The organism is Bibersteinia trehalosi, from assembly GCF_004346205.1.
Taxonomy (GTDB): Bacteria; Pseudomonadota; Gammaproteobacteria; order Enterobacterales; family Pasteurellaceae; genus Bibersteinia; species Bibersteinia trehalosi.
The window spans coordinates 1-18585 of record NZ_SMAM01000007.1 but is presented as its reverse complement, the minus strand read 5'-3'; the positions used below and the strand labels follow the sequence as shown (position 1 = coordinate 18585).

Genomic DNA, 18585 nt, shown 5'->3' with positions numbered 1-18585 from the left:
GCTGATATAAATCATATATTTCGATCAAAAAAATTATTATCTATCGTTATACCACTGTCTTTCAATAAAAATTTCATTTCATCTTCAAATGATTGAAATTGGTGATGTTGTTTTTGATTTTTTATGTAACGACTGATCATATCTTTATCTTTTTCAGCATAAGTTAATGCACAATAACCTTTTGCCCAAGCATAAAAATCAGGAAAATACGCTTTATTGCGTTCCATAAAAAGGTGTGTTGCATTTTTTAGCTGTTGTATGAAATCAGCGATAGAAATTGTAGAGTGTAGACCAACGAGCAAATGAATATGGTCAGGCATACCATTGATTTGATATAGCTTACAATTTCGTTGTTTTATGTATCCCCAAATATACTGATAGAGTAATTTCTCATTTTCAACATTGATTGCCCAAGTACTGTATTTAGTTCTAAATACAATATGATAAATTAGGTTGATGTAACTCATCTCGCTTTTTCTCTATATACAATAAAGAGGCAACGCCCCTGAATTATGGTAACCGATTGCGGTTTACCGCTGTCGGTACTTTATAGAAGAACGAAAAGAAAAACGATATTGGTCATTTTATTTTGGGATCAAGATCACAAAACTTGCTTATACCGACAACGCCTTCGGCGTAATCGGTTACTAAAATTCGGCGGTGCTACCGCCTGAGTTACATCACAGGGGCAACGCCCCTGAATCATGGTAACCGATTGCGGTTTACCGCTGTCGGTACTTTTATACCAACAACGCCTTCGGCGTAATCGGTTACTAAAATTCGGCGGTGCTACCGCCTGAGTTACATCACAGGGGCAACGCCCCTGAATGATGGTAACCGATTGTGGTTTACCGCTGTCGGTACTTTTATACCGACAACGACTTCAGCTTAGTCATTGTCGGCACGATTACAGCTATCGGTTAGAAGCTTCCTTTCAACCCAACATAAACAGTACGTCCATATTGTCCGTAGCCTAAGATATTTTCGTATTTTTTATTTGCGACATTATTTAGGTTCACATAAGCATTTAAGTTGGCATTTAGCTGATAGTCAGCACCTAAATTCACTAACGTGTATGATGGCATTTTTGTGAGGTATGGATAGTTATCAATACGTTTACCTACATAACTTAAACCTGCTTGAGTACCGAATTTATCCGTTACTTGGAAATGGATACCAGCGTTTGCTTGGTGTTTTGGGCGGCGATAGAGTTCTACACCTAAGTTATTTTTCGCACGAGTATAGGTGTAGTTGGCAAAACCTGTGAGGCTATCGGTAAATCTACCGTTGTAGGCGATTTCAGCGCCTTTGATTTTTGTGGTGCCATCGTTATTGATTGAACGGTAAGTGGTGCAGCTTGTTCCCCAAGCAGAGGTTATTGTTGCTAAACATTCACTACCGATATAATCGGTTACATTACGTGCAAAATAGGTTAAGTCTAAGCTATGATGTTTATTGGTGCTTTCAATTAACAAGCCTACATCGCCACCACGACTTTTCTCTGGTTTAAGGTTTGGGTTGCCTACAAATGAACCGCTCCAACCATAAAATTCTGTGGTGGCTGGATTTTGAATTGCTTTACCGTAGCTACCGTGTAAACGGAAATTTTGCGCTAAACGGATTCCTGCTGAAATTCTACCTGTAAAAGAATTATCAAATTGTGAGCTGTCAGTATAACGGCCACTCACACTTAAACTGTGATCATTCTCGTGGAAATAACGATATTCCGCCGCCACACTTTTCTCAGAAAGCTGTTTATTTTCAAAGGTTGCCCAACTTGAAACCGCATCATAATGTGTTTTTTGATAATCGGCCAATAAACTCACCGCCTGTATTACAGGGCCTTCACGGTCAAAGTTCACATCTAGTTGATAATTGGCATTGAGTTTTTTTGCATCAACAGTACTTAATCCTACACTGCCATAACTATACTCAAATGTATCACTATCTGTTTTAACATGGCTAATGGCAGCAGAATGTTTGAATAATTCGTGATCGCTACCAACATAACCGCCTAAACGAAATAATGTTTCACGGCTACGAGTACGGTCATTGAAATTGGTTTCAGTGGCAATACTACCGTCATAAGCAGCAGTTTGGGTTGAATGAGAAGCAAGAAGTTCAACACCCTTATGACCATCATCATAACCTACTTTTAATGAGGCTTTATCGCTGTGGAATTTATCTTTTTCTATCGCCCCGCCTGTTGTAAATTCCGTACCATCAACAGCGGTATAACGGAATGTATCACGGCTTTGAGCGGAAATAGAGCGGGTATGATGGCTACTGCCGTGTAACGCATAATAGAAACCATTGTCATGACCTGAAATAGTTACAGAGCCATCAGAGGTTTTATTTGTGCCACCGCCAAAGTCAAAATCAATGTTAAACGCTTTATCTTGATACAAGCCGCTTTTCGTCGTGATATAGATCACGCCGCCCATCGCATCAGAGCCCCAAAGTGCAGATTGCTCACCACGCAATACTTCAATGCGCTCAACATTGCTTAGGCTTAATCCGCCAAAATCATAGCCATTACCATTGACAGGATTGACTTTAACTCCATCAATGATAACCGCAGTATGATTTGCATCAGCACCACGCAAGAACATATTGGTTAGTGTACCACGTCCCCCGCTTGCAACAATCGCGACACCCGGTACAGTTTTTAGCACATCAGAAACATAAGTCGCATTACGCTGCTTAAAATCTTTTTCAGTTAAAACTGTTACTGATGAAGCGGTTTTATCTTGGTTTACAGGCGCAGCATAAGCTGAGTAAACCTTAACCTCATCGAGTAGAACCACTTGCTGAGTTTGTTCATTGGCAAAAACAGTGCCAGATAATGACAATAAAATTGTCGTTGTAATCAGATTTTTTTTCATAAAGAGCCCTTAGGTAATCACAATTTTTATATTCTATTGACACAGAATGGGGAAACATAATGAAAGAATTTTATGCAAATCATGAAACAAATTCATAAAAAATCCACACCATTTAAATAGTGTGGATTTGCAAAATTTTGTCAAAAATGCTCCGCTTACTTACATCTGCAAAGCAGCTTTTGCAGCAGCAATTGCCTCCGCAACACGTTCTAAGCTTACGCCACCTTTGGCACAACGTTTCGCCAAACAAGATTCCAACGAAAGAATTGGATAAACATCATCACCAATCACACTGTGGAATTGATTAAACTCGGCAATAGATAGCTCTTCTAACGCTTTATTTTGGCTAATCGCATACACCACCGATTCGCCTACGATGTGGTGAGCTTCACGGAATGGAATGCCTTTGGCAACCAAGTAATCGGCTAATTCGGTTGCGTTTGCGTAGCCTTGTTTTGCTGCTTCAGTGGTGCTTTCTACATCTACTTTAATATCTTCAAGCACTAATGCTGAGATATTTACGCACGCTTGCCACGTTTCAATCGCATCGAAAATGCCTTCTTTGTCTTCTTGCATATCTTTGTTATAGGCAAGCGGTAAGCCTTTCAGTGTTGCCAATAAACCATTTAACGCTCCAAATACTCGCCCTGTTTTACCACGCACAAGTTCACACGCATCTGGGTTTTTCTTCTGTGGCATTAAAGAAGAACCTGAGGTAACACGATCTGAAAGCTCCACAAAATGGCATTCGCCACTGTTAAAGATGATTAAATCTTCAGCAAAACGAGAAAGGTGCATCATACTGATACTTGCCGCAGAAAGTAGCTCTAACACGTGGTCGCGGTCAGATACACTATCTAAGCTATTACGGGTAGCTGTTTCAAAACCGAGATCTTGTGCCAATTTATCACGATCAATCGCGTAGGCTGTACCCGCTAATGCCCCAGAACCTAATGGACAAGTATTCATACGGCGATAAGCATCTGTTAAACGGCTATGATCACGTTCAAGCATTTCATAATATGCCATACACCAGTGAGCAAAAGTGATCGGCTGTGCACGCTGTAAGTGAGTGTAACCCGGCATGATTGAGAGCTGATTATTTTCGGCAGTTTCCACCAATTTCGCTTGTAAATTTCGGATAGATTCTTGCAATGAAAGTACTTGTGCTTTACACCACAATTTCATATCCACCGCCACTTGGTCATTACGGCTACGCCCTGTGTGCAGTTTTTTACCTAAATCACCCACACGTTTAATCAGCTGCTGTTCCACCCAGCTATGAATATCTTCTGCATCTTCTTGCAGTACAATCGCTAAATTTGGATAGACTTCTGCACGCAATTGCTTGAGAGCTTCAATTAATTGCACTAATTCGTCCGCGCTAATGATCCCAACCGAATGAATTGCTTTTGCCCAACCGATTGAGCCATCAATATCTTGCAGGGCAAGACGGTAGTCAAAACGTAGAGAATCGTTAAAGTATTTGAATTGTTGATCTGCCGCTTGTGTAAAGCGACCACCCCAAAGTGCCATAATAAATTCCTTTATTTGTAAAAAAATGAGCGGTTTGCACCGCTTGTTATACGTGCGATTATTGCATAATTATGCATTTTATTTCAATAATTATTTAATCTAGCGTTAAATTCTCTGCTCCATGAGATCGCATTACCACATTATCTTCTGAACGAATTCCACCAAATTGCTTGAGATATGCGATTTTCTGCCAATCAAAGAAACGTGCAAGCGGTGTGTTTTGCCAAGAATTTAGCAACATATCAATCAAGTAAAAGCCAGGCTCAATCGTCAAGACCATTCCTTCAGCGAGCTCTCGAGTACAACGTAAACTTGGGTAAATCGTAGGTGGTGCTTTATGCGTACCTCGAGCGTTTTGTTGAAAGCCTGCGACATCATGTACTTGTAACCCAAGCTGATGCCCTAAACCGTGTGGGAAAAAGGTGCGTGAAATCCCCTCTTCAAAAATTTGTTCAGCGGGCAGTTTTACCAAATCGTGTTCATAGAGTAGCTGAGAAATCCATTGGTGCATTTGGGTATGGTAACTTAAATAATTTACCCCAATTTGCAAATTGGCTATGGTGGCTAACTTAAATTGATCTATTTTAGTAACGAGTTCTGCAAACTCACTATGCTGCTCAGCAGCATAAGTTCTTGTAATATCAGAAGCATAACCAAGATAAGTCGAACCCGCATCTAATAAGAAACTATGTCGATTTTGTGGGCAGGTTTTATCTAAGTGGGTATAGTGCAAAATGGCACTATTTTGATTAATTGCAACAATATTCGCATAAGGCACATTAGTATCTGATTGCCCTGTTGCCTGTAAGTAAGCAAGATTAATTTCGTACTCACTTTTCCCTTCAAAAAAGGCTTCTTTTGCCACTTGATGTCCATGCAATGCGGTTTTTTGTGCCTGTCGAATACAGGCAATTTCAAATTCACTTTTGATCGAACGTTCAAAATGGAGTACATTTAGCACCTTTTTTGGATTAACCTGCGTAAATCCCAGCTCATAAGCCATTGTCTCTTGCTCGCCAATAAAGGCATAGAATGGCAAATTTGCAAAAAATTGGGGCATTTCATCCGCTTGTTTAAGGATATGCCACTCAAATTCATCAGCAAAAAAACTATCAATGGGTGGATTAGGGCTCACGTGCCAATAATCCTGTGGCGCATAAAAATAGACTTTGGGTTTATTTTTACCATCTAAATAGAGCCAGCTCTGTTCGGCTGTAGGATCAGGAAAAATCCAATTAAAATGTGGATTTATTTTAAATGGTGCGCTTTGATCATCTAAAAAATGTAATTTAGGCTGTCCTGCATAAATCCATAATCCATCTAAACGAGCTAATTCTAAGGCAGATTGAACAATGCCTTGAATGCGTAAAATATGCTGTGCAAATAACTGTTTCATAGAAATAAAATGACTAAATTAACCATAAATCAAACTTTAGATACTCTAGGGCTACGTTGCCCAGAACCTGTTATGCTGACCCGTAAAACCATTCGTCATATGAATGATGGGGAGGTGTTATTGATTATTGCTGATGATCCTGCCACCACGCGAGATATTCCAAGCTTTTGTCAGTTTATGGATCATCAATTACTCAAAAGTGAAACGACACAAACGCCTTACCGCTATTGGGTAAAAAAAGGATTATAAAACGCAACAAGGGGCTTAAGCCCCTTGTTATGCCTAGCGTTCGTCTTCATCAAACTCTTCGTCATCAAAAAACTCACCGTCATTGCCGTATTCATCTTCATCGCTGTTTGGATCTTCAAAATAAGTTCCCCAGCCTTCGTAAATCGCGGCATGCTTCTCAATTAACGGCAGTAGCTCTTTTTGCTGGGCAGCAATTAAAGCTGCATCTAGCTTAATTTCGCTGACAATGTCGCACACAAACAGCACATCACCGTTTTCTTCTTCCACCTCTTCGGCTTCTGAAATTTCATAGCCAAGTTTGAAAGCATCTACTACCAGCTTCTCTAACTTATCAAAATCATGGTGAGCAACATGGTGCTCAATAATATAAAGGGCATCAGGATCTGAGCCATCAGCAAGTAAAGATGAAATAATTTCATCCGTTGTTTGGTTCAATTGGTTTACATCGTACATACGTCTATTCCTTTGTTAGTAACTGCATTATTTCAAAATGGGTGACACTTTTTTCTGCATCAAGATAACCTAACTCAATCAACCCTTGCATTAAACGGTATTGTGTTGCATGCAGGCGATTATCTTTTTCAAAGTATCTTGGCGTAAAAAAGATAATATTCTCAATCTGAGCTGGAGTAAAATTAAACAAGGCAGAGCTCGCAAAGCCTCCCACTTTGCTTGGAATAACTCCTAAGAGCAATAAAATTTCTAATGGAATGTCATCCGGTAACGCTATCAAATTTTTAAACTGGCTTAAAATCATTTGATTCATCTCTTTTTCATTCGGATGCCCCTTATAAAAGCAGAGGTAGCCAGCTTTATTATTAAAAAATTGTCCTGACGGTAGGCAATACTGTTGAATTAAATCAACGTGCATTTGCATAAGCCAAGTTTTTGTCTCTTGCGTAATATTAAATAATGTTGTGCCAAGAAAGAGAAAACTCGGTTGGTTTTCCATTAATTGCTTTAAATACGCAACCTTATTCAAATCAATATTGAGGATTTCTAACACCAACTGTTTTTGCTCATCACTCATTTGCTGATAAATAGCAAAATCCATTTGTCGAGAAGATGAGATTTCTTGTTTAAGGATTTGTAATTCCGCTTTTTGTAAAATAGCTTGATTAAACCAGATATATTCTGACTCAAACAATTTTCCCCAAAAATAGCGGCTCAATAAACTTAGCTTAAATGATTTTTTTACCACTAGCTCATCGAATTGCTGCTTTTCAAACTGAATTTGTGCCGCAAGATCGGGAGCTAATGCTAACTCTTGTAACGCAGAAATAGCCTCAGAACCATCATCATAAAATTTTAGTGTCAAATGACAATAATCTTGCGTATCAAGATAAAGTGATAAAAACGGTAATAGCAGTAGCTGATAATGAAAAAGATTTAAATGCAGCTCAATTTCACATTTTCGCTGTTGCTGTTTCACTTCAATCAAAATATTTTTTAGCGCCAATAACAGTGCCGAAAAATCTTTTTCTTGGTTTGGGTAAAATTGCACTACGCCTTTCGGATAGCGCTGAATCACACTTTCAGGAATATGAAAACGGCTCAGCCCAAACAAACGAATGGTTTCTTGATCTTCAAAATGTTGGGCAAAATGTAAAATATAATTAAGCGAAGGAATCGTCGCATAATCTAAATAAACACAAATTTTCTGAGTCGTTGCCATTTTGCAAAATTCCACTACATTTCAACCGCTTGTACAGCGTGCAACATTTCGGCAAACCAACCATCTAATTTACACGCCAGCTTATCAATTCCGATGCGATTTTGAGCAGAAAATGCTTCTACTTGAATATCACCTTGGAAAGGTAAAATCGCTTCACGTACCATTTTGACTTGTTTGCTACGTGCAGATTGGCTAAGTTTATCTGCTTTGGTTAAAAGCAGTAATACGGGTAAATCCGAAGCAACCGCCCATTCAATCATCTGCTGATCAAGATCTTTTAAGGGGTGACGAATGTCCATCAAAATTACCACACCACGGAGAGACTCCCTTTTTTGGAGATATTCACCTAAGGCTCGCTGCCACTGCAATTTCATTTGCTCTGGCACTGCCGCATAACCATAGCCTGGTAAATCGACCAATTTACAATTTAGTTCAACTTCAAACAGATTAATCAGTTGAGTACGCCCTGGTGTTTTAGATGTTCTTGCTAAACTTTTTTGGTTAGTTAATGCATTTAATGCGGTTGATTTCCCTGCATTAGAACGTCCAGCAAAAGCAATTTCTACCCCTGAATCTTCAGGTAAATGGCGAATATCGGGAGCTGATGTCAAAAAATGTGTTTTGTGATAATTGAGTTTAATCTCAGTCATATTATTTCCATTGCAGTGATAAGCCTTGCTTACCATATTGATTTTCTTCAGGGAAACTTTTAAATACGCCCCATTCAATAAATAAAATAGTACCAATAAATACCGGCATTGCCACACCAAGTAAAAATTGCATAATCCCCTGTGCACTCAGCGAAATGCCGTAACAAAAAACTGGGACTAATACCATAAATAAAGCCTTCGCGGAACGATTACGATCATGTAATCGTTTAGTAACAACTGCTGCCAAACTGTAGCCTACAAACAGTAATGGCAGTAAACTTAATGCATCGGAAGCGCTTGGCATTTTCCAAAAATTTGCCAAAAAAAATAGCAGCAGAAAATTTATACCAAAGCCAATCCAAAAGCCTTGGCGATTTAGTCTGCCATTGAAAGAAAAAAGTAAGCGGAATATATTCATAGATAATTACGTCTTGTTTGAACGCTAGTGTAAAGGGACGCATTATTGCGTCCCAACTTGTTTACTGTAGTGCCTTTTCGATTTTCTCAAATAAATCTCTTGCGAGATTATCCAGCCCTTTTAAGCGCTCTAAGCCTCGGCGCATTAATGTTTGACGCTGAGCCTCATAACGCCCCAACTTAATTAATGGCTCAATTAACCGCGCAGCAACTTGTGGATTAGTTTCATTTAATTTAATCAGAATATCAACTAAGAAACGATAGCCTGAACCATCCACCGCATGGAAAGCTCTTGGATTTTGATTTGCAAATGCACCGATCAGCGAACGAATTCGGTTTGGATTTTTAAAGTCAAAACTGCGGTGCTCCAAGAGTTTTTGTACTAATTCAAGCACATTTTCATCTGGGCGAGTCGCTTGTAGCGCAAACCATTTATCCATTACCAAGCCATCTTGATGCCATTTTTGTTCAAAATCACTGAGTAGCCCATCACGACAAGCCAGTTGAGCTTTGGTAGCCGCTGTTAATGCTGCCAAGGTATCGGTCATATTATCCGCTTGTTGATAATGCTGATACACTAAACTGTTACCCTGCTCGGTGAAAGCAAGATAATTCAAACAGACATTACGCAATGCTCGTTTTGCCATATCCTCTGCCACAACACGATATGCCGGCGCTCTATTTTGCTGATACAGCTCCAATAAACGCTCTTTCAGGCCTTCAGCAATCGTTTTTTGCATAAAATCACGCACAATAGCAATGCCTGCTGGATCAATAACTTTAAACAGCTCTGCAAATTCAGTCTCTTTCGGCAACATTAACGCAAGCGCAGTAAGCTCTGGATCTTCATTCGCTCTTTCTAAAACGAGTGTTAAAGCATTCAACAACGCTTCCGAAAACTGCATTGGTTCATCCTGTTGATAACGCTCTAAATTCGCTTTAAGCTCATTACCCAAAAGCATCTGTGCCGCATCCCATCGTATAAATTCATTTTCTGCATACTGCAGTAATGTAATCAATTGCCGATTACTATAGTTATAATCTAAACGCACAGGCGCAGAAAAATCACATAGCAAAGCAGGCACAGGACGTTGATTAACATTATGAAATTCAAATGTTTGATGCTCATGCTGAATATCTAAAATATCACTCACACTTGCCAACTCTTGCTGTAAGCGGATTTTTAATCCATTTTCACTATATAACGCGATTTTCAGCGGGATATGTAAATTCACTTTTTCCAGCTGATCCGCGGTGGCAGGTGTCGATTGTGAAACATGCAAGCGATAGGTTTTATGCTCTTCATCATATTCATCTGTAACTAACAATTCCGGCGTTCCAGATTGACTATACCAACGCCGAAATTGGTTTAAATCAATACCACTTGCTCGTTCCATTGCAGAGACAAAATCCTCGCAAGTTGCAGCTTTACCATCGTTTTCAGCCACGTAGAGCTGCATACCTTTTTGGAACTTTTCTTCGCCAAGCAAGGTGTGGATCATCCGGATAACTTCCGCGCCTTTTTCATATACCGTTACAGTATAGAAATTATTCATTTCAATCACTTTTTCTGGACGAATTGGATGTGCCATTGGACCGGCATCTTCCGCAAATTGGAATGCACGTAAAAAACGCACATCCTCAATTCGTTTTGCAGCTCGGGACCAAAGATCAGAAGTAAATTCCTGATCTCGGAATACTGTCAATCCCTCTTTTAAACTCAGCTGAAACCAATCTCGACATGTAATGCGATTACCCGTCCAGTTATGGAAATACTCGTGAGCAATCACGCTTTCTACACCCATATAATCATCATCGGTCGCGGTTTGTGGGTTAGCAAGCACAAATTTAGAATTAAAGACATTCAACCCTTTATTCTCCATCGCGCCCATATTAAAGAAATCTACTGCCACAATCATGTAGATATCAAGATCATACTCTAAGCCAAAGCGTTCTTCGTCCCATTTCATTGCGCGTTTTAAGCTTTCCATCGCCCAGCCTGCACGGTTGAGATTGCCTTTATCTACATAGATTTCAAGAGCGACTTCCCGCCCACTTTTGGTGGTAAATTTATCTTGTAATAAATCAAAATCACCCGCTACCACAGCAAATAGATAGCTCGGTTTAAGGAATGGATCTTCCCATTCCACCCAATGCTTACCCCCATCAAGTTCACCCTGTGCAATACGATTACCGTTAGAAAGTAAGAAAGGGTATTTTTCCTTACAAGCGGTCAATTTTGTGCGATATTTTGCAAGCACATCAGGGCGGTCAAGCATATAAGTAATTTGACGGAAACCTTCTGCTTCACACTGCGTGCAAAGCCCATCCCCCGATTGATATAAGCCTTGTAGAGACGTATTTTTTGCGGGAATAAGGCGGGTTTGAATTTCTAACTCAAATTGCGCGGCAGGCAAGTTTGCCAAATTCAGGGTTAAACTTTCATTGTCTTGTTGATAATCGGAAAATGATTCTCCGTTAAATTTAACCCCAAGCAGTTCAAAGCTATGTCCATCTAATTTAAGCTGTGTCGCGTCATCGTTTTGGCGTTTTACACTTAAACGTGAGGTCACAAGTGTCTCATTTGGATCAAGTAGAAAATCAAGATAGATATCAGTAATCGTAAAATCAGGAGCTCGGTAATCTTTTCTGAATTTGGCTTTTGGTTGCATAGTTTATCCTTGAAAAGAGACGGAAAAGTATGGCTTAGTATAGTGCAGATTAGCATGAAAGTCTTTGCAAAATTTTTGCAAAAAATACCGCTTGTTATCTTGCTCCAAAAATAGCCGTGCCAATACGCACCATGGTTGAACCACACTCAATTGCAGCCGACATATCGTCACTCATTCCCATTGAAAGGGTATCAATTCCTTTAAATTTAGCTTGCAGCTGTTGAAAGAGCTGCTGCATTGCACATAGCGCAATTTTTTGCTGCGTAGGATCACTTTCTGGCTTAGGAATAGCCATCAAACCACGTAATTTTAAATTGGGCAATTGAGCAATTTCTGTCGCTAATGACAGCATTTCATCTGGTTGAATCCCTGATTTTGAACCTTCATCGCTAATATTGATTTGAATGAGTACATTCAAGGGAGCTAAATTCGTAGGACGCTGCTCATTTAATCGCTGCGCAATTTTGAGTCGATCTATTGTTTGAACCCAATCAAAATGTTCTGCTACAACACGTGTTTTATTTGATTGTAAGTGTCCAATGAAATGCCATTCTAATTGACGGTTTTGGGAAAAATGCTGAATTTTCTCCACGCCTTCTTGTACATAATTTTCGCCAAATACGGTTTGCCCTGCATCAATCGCCTGCTGAATATCTGTAATCGGCTTTGTTTTACTTACCGCCAGCAGTTTTACCTCACTGACTGGGCGCTGGCAATTCTCCGCGATTTGTTGAATACGTTGTTTAATTTGAGAAAGGTTTTGAGAAATCGACATGACTTACTCCAAAAAGCTATAATAGCGCAGAATAATAAATCTCAACCTATTGAAAAGCAAGGAAACCTAATGGAAAGACTGGCAAAAATTAAATTAGTAATCACAGATGTCGATGGTGTTTTAACCGACAATAGCCTCTACTATTCTGCAAATGGTGAGGAGTTAAAATTTTTTCACGTTAAAGATGGCTTAGGTATTAAAATGCTATTGGCTTGTGGTATCCAAGTTGCAATACTTTCTGGTGGAGATACCCCTATTTTACGCCGCCGCATCAAAGACTTAGGTATTCCTCTTTTTCAACTAGGTAAAATGGCAAAACGCGATGCTTGTTTAGAATTAATGCAACAAGCAGGCGTTAGCGCAGAAGAGACCGCATTCCTTGGTGATGACACGCTAGATTTACCTGCATTTGAAGTATGCGGTTTAGCCGTTGCAGTCGGTGATGCTTATGATTATATGCAAGCGCAAGCCGATTTAGTGCTTACCCGTGCAGGTGGACAGGGAGCATTCAGAGAACTCTCTGACATGATTTTAAAAGCGCAAGGTAAAGAAGAAGTTTATGCCAGCGCAGATGGCTTTATGAAAGTTGTGCACCAAATGGCACAATAAATAAACAAGCGGTTGTTCTTTGTAAAAATTTTACCAAAAACAACCGCTTGCTACAGGAAGGCATACTACAATAACATTTTCACAATCTTATCTAGTTTCACCCGCCCAAATTTTTTCAATAATTTTTGTACCGCTGCTGGATAATCTCGCAATATTTCTAAATCACTATAATGACTCAAAATTACCGTATGCTGACGAATGTGGCTCAATTCGGCTTGAGCTTTCTCACTAAGTTCAGCATTTGGATCAGAAATTAGCACTGCATTTTCTGCATCTAATGCCCAAGCTCGCGGGTTAAGATTATTGCCTGTAAGTAAAATATAGCGATTATCAACCCAAACACCTTTTAAGTGGTAACTGTTATTGCCGTTCTTCCATAAACGAATGGTTAATTGTTGATTTTGAATATAGCGATCAAAACTTTTGGCAAAAGCACGTAAATTTTTCTCATAGAGATATGGTAATGCCGATGCCATGGTGAATTTCTCTTCCGGTGGCGTATAGAAATCGTTCGCCGTTTTATCACCAACAATAATTTCAATCTGTCTGCCATTTTCTAATAGCCACTTAATACGATTACGTAATGAACGTGGGAAGTTGAAATAAGGCGTGCAAATAGTGAGCTTTTGATCAACTTGATAGAATAAGGCTTCAATCGTTTTATTCAGTTTATTCTTCCGCCCTAATCCGATTAATGGGCTTAGTTGTAATCGTTCTTGGCTAAATAATTTGCCATTAAAGCTATATTGTTGTTGGCTTAATTGCTTACGAAATGCTTTGATCAATGGGCGAATCTCTGCCGTTTTAGGACGATAAGCTTGATCTAAACGATAAATAGCTGGATTGCTCAGTATATGCTGTTCAATAAAGCTAACAAAACTCTCGGCTAACGCTGGGTTAGTAATAATATGATAGCGGTCATAACGATAGCGTTCATGCTGTTGTAAATACACGTTATTGATACTCGCACCGCTGTAAAGCAACGTATCATCAAATACAAAACCTTTTAAATGAAGCACCCCGAATAGCTCTCGCCCATTAATTGGCACTCCATAAATTGCAATTTCTTGCTCATCAGGTAACGAATATGCCGCTTTCATTTCTGCATACCAATCAGCATTAGAAAGACTTTCCGCCTCACCAATCCGCCCACGCTGAGCGCGATGCCAATCAACCAAAATTTTAATGTCAAGTGCCGGATTTGCCTGCTTTGCTTGATAAAGTGCTGCTAAAATTTCCTGCCCTGCTTCATCTTTTTCGAAGTAGAGCGCAGTAAGATAAATCCGGCGCTTAGCCGATTGGATAAGCTGCAAAATTTTTTGTTTAAAATCGGCACTAGAAAAAAGAAAATCAACCTGATCTGCTTGCTGAGGCAGATAGTTCAATTTCTCTAAAAAACGTTCAGCTCGGCGCTGTTTATTCAGAATGAGCATAATTAATTCCCGATTTTCAATCTCTTAACTACGCATATTTTACACCGAAATGACAGATAAAGCGATTTGCTAAATGCTGGTCTGATGTTAGACATGGTTAAGACTACGTATAATCTAAGTAAAACCGTGTTATCGCGAATAAATAAGCAATAGCCCTAGACAAACAAGAAGATAGTAAAAAAGCGTTGTGAATAAACCACAACGCTTTTACTTAGTTACGCAAATTGACGACTTTCGCCTTTGCCTTCCACATTTTCTACACAACGAGAGCAAAGAGACTCTTCGTCACGACTATCGGAATAGTGCCAACAACGAGGGCATTTGTGGTTTGCAGATTTGATCACTTTCACTGCAAAGCCTTTAAGTTCGCCTTCTTCTACGTCTTTTTGTGCCAGCGGTTTAATCTCTGCTTTTGAGGTTAATAGCACAAAACGCAATTCATCACCTAATTCAGCCAATTTTGACAATAACGCCTCATCAGCATAAAGCGTCACTTCTGCTTCTAAACTTGAACCAATGGTTTTCTCTTTACGAGCTTGCTCTAAAATGCGGTTCACTTCGGCACGCACTTTGAGCAGTTGTTGCCAGTAGTTGTCGTCTAATTTGTCGTTTTCGTTTAAGCCGAATAAACCTTCATAAAATTCTTCGGTAAACACAAATTCTGCACGATTTTCAACAACTGGTAGATGTCCCCAAATTTCATCAGCGGTGAAGGATAAAATCGGTGCAATCCAGCGTACTAATGCCTCAGAAATGTGCCACAGTGCGGTTTGGCAGCTACGGCGAGCAAGACTGTCCGCTTTGGTGGTGTATTGACGATCTTTAATAATGTCTAGATAGAACGACCCCATTTCAATTGAGCAGAAACGCATTAAACGTTGTACCACCGTGTGGAATTGATAATTATCATACGCTTCAATAATTTCTTTTTGTGCATCTAAGGCACAGCTAACCGCCCAACGGTCTAAGGCAATCATTTCATCTGGTTGCACTAAATCACGTTTTGGATCAAAGCCGTTTAAGTTCGCTAATAAGAAACGCGCGGTGTTACGAATACGGCGGTAAGCATCACCTGCACTGTTTAAAATACCGTGAGAAACCGCAATTTCCCCTGTATAGTCGGTGCTTGCGACCCATAAACGCAGAATATCTGCCCCGTTTTTATTCCAAACTTCACTTGGTACGATCACATTACCGATAGATTTAGACATTTTTCTGCCTTTTTCATCGACAGTAAAGCCGTGTGTTAGTACTTGTTTATATGGTGCTTTGTTATCTGTCGCCGTAGAAAGCATCAGTGAAGACATAAACCAGCCACGATGTTGGTCAGAGCCTTCCAAATACATATCTGTTTCATTGCCGTTAAATTCTGGACGAGCTTGTACCACTGAAGCGTAGGTTGATCCTGAGTCAAACCACACGTCTAAGGTATCAGGCACCTTACGGTAAAGTTTTGCGTCCGCTTCACCCAGCACTTCAACAGGATCAAGATCCCACCACGCTTGAATCCCCACTTTTTCTACTCGTTTTGCCACGTCTTCCAAAATTTCAAGGGTACGAGGATGTAGCTCTTCGGTTTCATTATGCACAAACATCGTCATTGGCACGCCCCAAGTACGCTGACGAGAGATACACCAGTCTGGGCGGTTCGCTACCATCGTATCAATACGCGCTTCACCCCAAGATGGAATCCAACGCACTTTTTTGATTTCACCTAAGGCTTGTTGGCGTAAACCTTGCGTTTCCATACCGATAAACCATTGTGGTGTCGCACGGAAAATAATCGGGGTTTTGTGTCGCCAGCAGTGCGGATAGCTGTGGCGAATTTTCTCTAATTTGAGTAACGCCCCTACTTCTTTGAGTTTTTCTAGCACTTTATCGTTACTTTCAAACACGCCAAGCCCTGCAAAGAATGGCACATCGGCTTTGAATTTACCGTCATTTGCCACAAGCCCTGCCATTTCAACGCCATATTTGCGAGAAACAATATAGTCGTCTTGACCGTGATCAGGTGCAGTATGCACTAAACCTGTACCGCCGTCGGTCGTTACGTGATCGCCTAAAATAAATGGCACGCTGTAATCGTAGAATGGGTGTTGGAATTGCAATAGTTCCAACTCAGCCCCTTTTGCTTCACCTAATACTTCAACGCTTTCCACGCCTACGGCTTTTTGCACGCTTTCCACTAATTCTTTGGCAAGAATTAAACGTTCATCACCAAATTGTACAAGCTGATAATCTAATTCCGCATTGAGAGAAATCGCTTTATTTGACGGCAATGTCCAAGGGGTGGTGGTCCAAATCACGGCTGAAATGGTGCCAGTACCTTTTGCAGAAAATTTGCTTTCTACGACCGCTTGATCAACGGCTTTGAATTTCACATAGATAGATGGCGAGGTTTTGTCTTCATATTCCACTTCCGCTTCTGCAAGCGATGAACCGCAATCCAAACACCAGTGAACTGGTTTAGAACCTTTGTAAAGATGACCGTTTTTAATCACCTTACCTAGCGTGCGGATAATTTCTGCTTCGGTATCAAAATTCATGGTCAGATACGGATTATCCCAATCTGCCACCACGCCTAGGCGGATCATATCCGCTTTCTGTCCTTCTACTTGCTCTTTCGCATACTCACGGCATTTTTGACGAAATTCCGCTGCCGAAATTTTCTCATTCGGTTTACCCACTAAGCCTTCTACTTTCAACTCAATCGGCAAGCCATGACAATCCCAACCTGGTACATAAGGCGTATCAAAGCCCATAGCAGTTTTAGACTTGTTGATAATATCTTTCAGAATTTTATTAACAGAATGGCCTAAGTGAATACTGCCATTTGCATAGGGAGGGCCATCGTGCAAAATAAAGGTTTTTCTCCCCTTTCTTGCTTGACGAATTTTTTGGTAAAGATCTTTGTCATACCAATTTTTCAACATATCAGGTTCACGCTTAGCAAGATCGCCACGCATAGGAAAGCCTGTTTCAGGTAGGTTTAGGGTGTTTTTGTAATCAACTGTCATTGTTATATACCAACTTTAATCAAAATTAATTTTGTAAAATTTACTTAAAATCAAAGCGCTTTAAAATAGGCTCTGACTGTAGCCACATCTTGTTTAATTTGTTCGCTCAAAGCTTGAAAACTCTCAAATTTAATTTCATTGCGAATTTTTTTACAAAAATGCACATTAAGCGCATTACCATACAGATCCTTATTGAAATCAAAAATATGCACTTCTAACAACGGCTTAGTGCCGTTAATTGTTGGTCGGTTACCAACATTAGCAATGCCGTTAAATCTGCCTTGTGGAGTTTCTACCTGCACCGCATATACACCTTGAATCGGAGTAACTAAACGGTTAAGCATAATGTTTGCTGTGGGAAAGCCAATGGTTCTACCAAGCTTATTACCGTGTGCCACTCGCCCACGAATATGGTATTTACTCCCAAGTAACTTTTCTACAAGGGCTAAATCATCCTCTAATAATGCTGCGCGAATTCGAGAACTACTAATTCGTTCAATACCTAATTTATAACTATGGCTATTTTCAACCACAAAACCAAAATTACGCCCTGCATCCTGCAATATTTGGAAATTACCACTCCGCTTTGCACCAAAATGGAAATCATCCCCAACACTTACGTATTTCACATTGAGCTTTTCTACGAGAAGCTGCAAGATAAATTCTTGAGCAGAAAGAGCAGAAAAAGTCTGGTTAAAACGCACGCAAAGCACATAATCGACACCAGCATTTTGTAGAGCGAATAGCTTATCTCGCAAACGCATTAAACGAGCAGGAGCAGCAGGTTCATCCTTTTTTGCAAAAAACTCTCTAGGCTGAGGCTCAAAAAGCATCACGACACTAGGTAAACTTAATTCACGTGCTTTTTCTAATAACCGCGCAAGAATTTGCTGATGTCCGAGATGTACTCCATCAAAATTACCAATAGTCAGTGCACAGCCATTTTTAAGTTCAGAAAAGGATTTTAAATTATGAACACCACGAATTAATTGCATAAGGAATTTATGAGAAAAAATAACGGTTGATTGTACAAGGAAAAGGAAGGAATTGAAAGAAAAAGGGGGATTTAAACCCCAGCAATTTAATCATTGTATCAACAAAATGAATTGCTACGTCATAAATACATTATATAAGATAAGGGAAACAAGAAATTTATCGCCATAATCACACATAAATCATAAGCAAAAACCCCAAGCCTTGCGACTTGGGGTTCCTTAAATTAAACCCTGATGTTGCCCTACTCTCACATGGGGAAACCCCACACTACCATC

At 39.9% G+C, this 18585-nt stretch carries 15 protein-coding genes; 2 read left to right on the top strand and 13 right to left on the bottom strand.

Going from position 1 to position 18585, the window contains the following annotated elements:
- Window positions 1-11 precede the first annotated feature (11 nt).
- The 4 genes from tnpA to pepQ form a co-directional block, all read right to left on the bottom strand.
- A complete protein-coding gene (gene tnpA, locus EDC51_RS08065; RefSeq protein WP_131928645.1) occupies window positions 12-467 on the bottom strand; it encodes an IS200/IS605 family transposase in 456 nt (151 codons plus the stop codon).
- 453 nt (window positions 468-920) lie between these two features.
- Window positions 921-2885: a TonB-dependent receptor plug domain-containing protein gene (locus EDC51_RS08060; protein ID WP_131928644.1), complete on the bottom strand. Its 1965-nt coding sequence runs from the start codon at window positions 2883-2885 to the stop codon at window positions 921-923.
- Window positions 2886-3044: 159 nt separating this feature from the next.
- On the bottom strand, window positions 3045-4421 hold the full coding sequence (gene argH / locus EDC51_RS08055) for an argininosuccinate lyase (RefSeq protein WP_131928643.1): 1377 nt from the start codon (window positions 4419-4421) through the stop codon (window positions 3045-3047).
- A gap of 94 nt (window positions 4422-4515) precedes the next feature.
- Window positions 4516-5817: a Xaa-Pro dipeptidase gene (gene pepQ / locus EDC51_RS08050; RefSeq protein ID WP_131928642.1), complete on the bottom strand. Its 1302-nt coding sequence runs from the start codon at window positions 5815-5817 to the stop codon at window positions 4516-4518.
- Between the two features lie 9 nt (window positions 5818-5826).
- Between pepQ and tusA the strand changes: the two genes are divergently transcribed.
- Complete coding sequence (gene tusA / locus EDC51_RS08045) at window positions 5827-6066, top strand: sulfurtransferase TusA (protein WP_131928641.1); 240 nt, start codon at window positions 5827-5829, stop codon at window positions 6064-6066.
- A gap of 33 nt (window positions 6067-6099) precedes the next feature.
- Here tusA and rraB read toward each other — a convergent pair whose 3' ends face one another.
- The 6 genes from rraB to EDC51_RS08015 form a co-directional block, all read right to left on the bottom strand.
- The gene (rraB, locus tag EDC51_RS08040) at window positions 6100-6519 is read right to left on the bottom strand and encodes a ribonuclease E inhibitor RraB (protein WP_025289035.1); all 420 of its coding nucleotides are present in this window, start codon (window positions 6517-6519) and stop codon (window positions 6100-6102) included.
- Between the two features lie 4 nt (window positions 6520-6523).
- Window positions 6524-7741 (bottom strand): polysialyltransferase family glycosyltransferase, encoded by a 1218-nt coding sequence (locus EDC51_RS08035; RefSeq protein WP_025267256.1) that lies wholly within the window; start codon window positions 7739-7741, stop codon window positions 6524-6526.
- A gap of 14 nt (window positions 7742-7755) precedes the next feature.
- Complete coding sequence (gene yihA / locus EDC51_RS08030; RefSeq protein ID WP_131928640.1) at window positions 7756-8391, bottom strand: ribosome biogenesis GTP-binding protein YihA/YsxC; 636 nt, start codon at window positions 8389-8391, stop codon at window positions 7756-7758.
- 1 nt (window position 8392) lies between these two features.
- Window positions 8393-8809, bottom strand: coding sequence for a DUF805 domain-containing protein (locus tag EDC51_RS08025; RefSeq protein WP_131928639.1), 417 nt, complete (start codon window positions 8807-8809; stop codon window positions 8393-8395).
- A 61-nt stretch (window positions 8810-8870) separates the two neighbouring features.
- A complete protein-coding gene (pepN, locus tag EDC51_RS08020) occupies window positions 8871-11480 on the bottom strand; it encodes an aminopeptidase N (protein ID WP_131928638.1) in 2610 nt (869 codons plus the stop codon).
- A 94-nt stretch (window positions 11481-11574) separates the two neighbouring features.
- The gene (locus EDC51_RS08015) at window positions 11575-12255 is read right to left on the bottom strand and encodes a YggS family pyridoxal phosphate-dependent enzyme (protein ID WP_064318228.1); all 681 of its coding nucleotides are present in this window, start codon (window positions 12253-12255) and stop codon (window positions 11575-11577) included.
- A 69-nt stretch (window positions 12256-12324) separates the two neighbouring features.
- Between EDC51_RS08015 and EDC51_RS08010 the strand changes: the two genes are divergently transcribed.
- Complete coding sequence (locus EDC51_RS08010; protein ID WP_015431995.1) at window positions 12325-12864, top strand: KdsC family phosphatase; 540 nt, start codon at window positions 12325-12327, stop codon at window positions 12862-12864.
- A 65-nt stretch (window positions 12865-12929) separates the two neighbouring features.
- On the opposite strand, the gene pssA is transcribed toward EDC51_RS08010, so the two are convergent.
- The 3 genes from pssA to ribF form a co-directional block, all read right to left on the bottom strand.
- Entirely contained in the window at window positions 12930-14297 is a 1368-nt protein-coding gene (gene pssA / locus EDC51_RS08005; protein ID WP_131928637.1) for a CDP-diacylglycerol--serine O-phosphatidyltransferase, read from the bottom strand.
- 215 nt (window positions 14298-14512) lie between these two features.
- Entirely contained in the window at window positions 14513-17314 is a 2802-nt protein-coding gene (gene ileS / locus EDC51_RS08000; protein ID WP_131928636.1) for an isoleucine--tRNA ligase, read from the bottom strand.
- Window positions 17315-17364: 50 nt separating this feature from the next.
- Window positions 17365-18309, bottom strand: a complete 945-nt coding sequence (gene ribF, locus EDC51_RS07995) for a bifunctional riboflavin kinase/FAD synthetase (RefSeq protein WP_015431992.1) — start codon at window positions 18307-18309, stop codon at window positions 17365-17367.
- Between the last annotated feature and the right edge of the window lie 276 nt (window positions 18310-18585).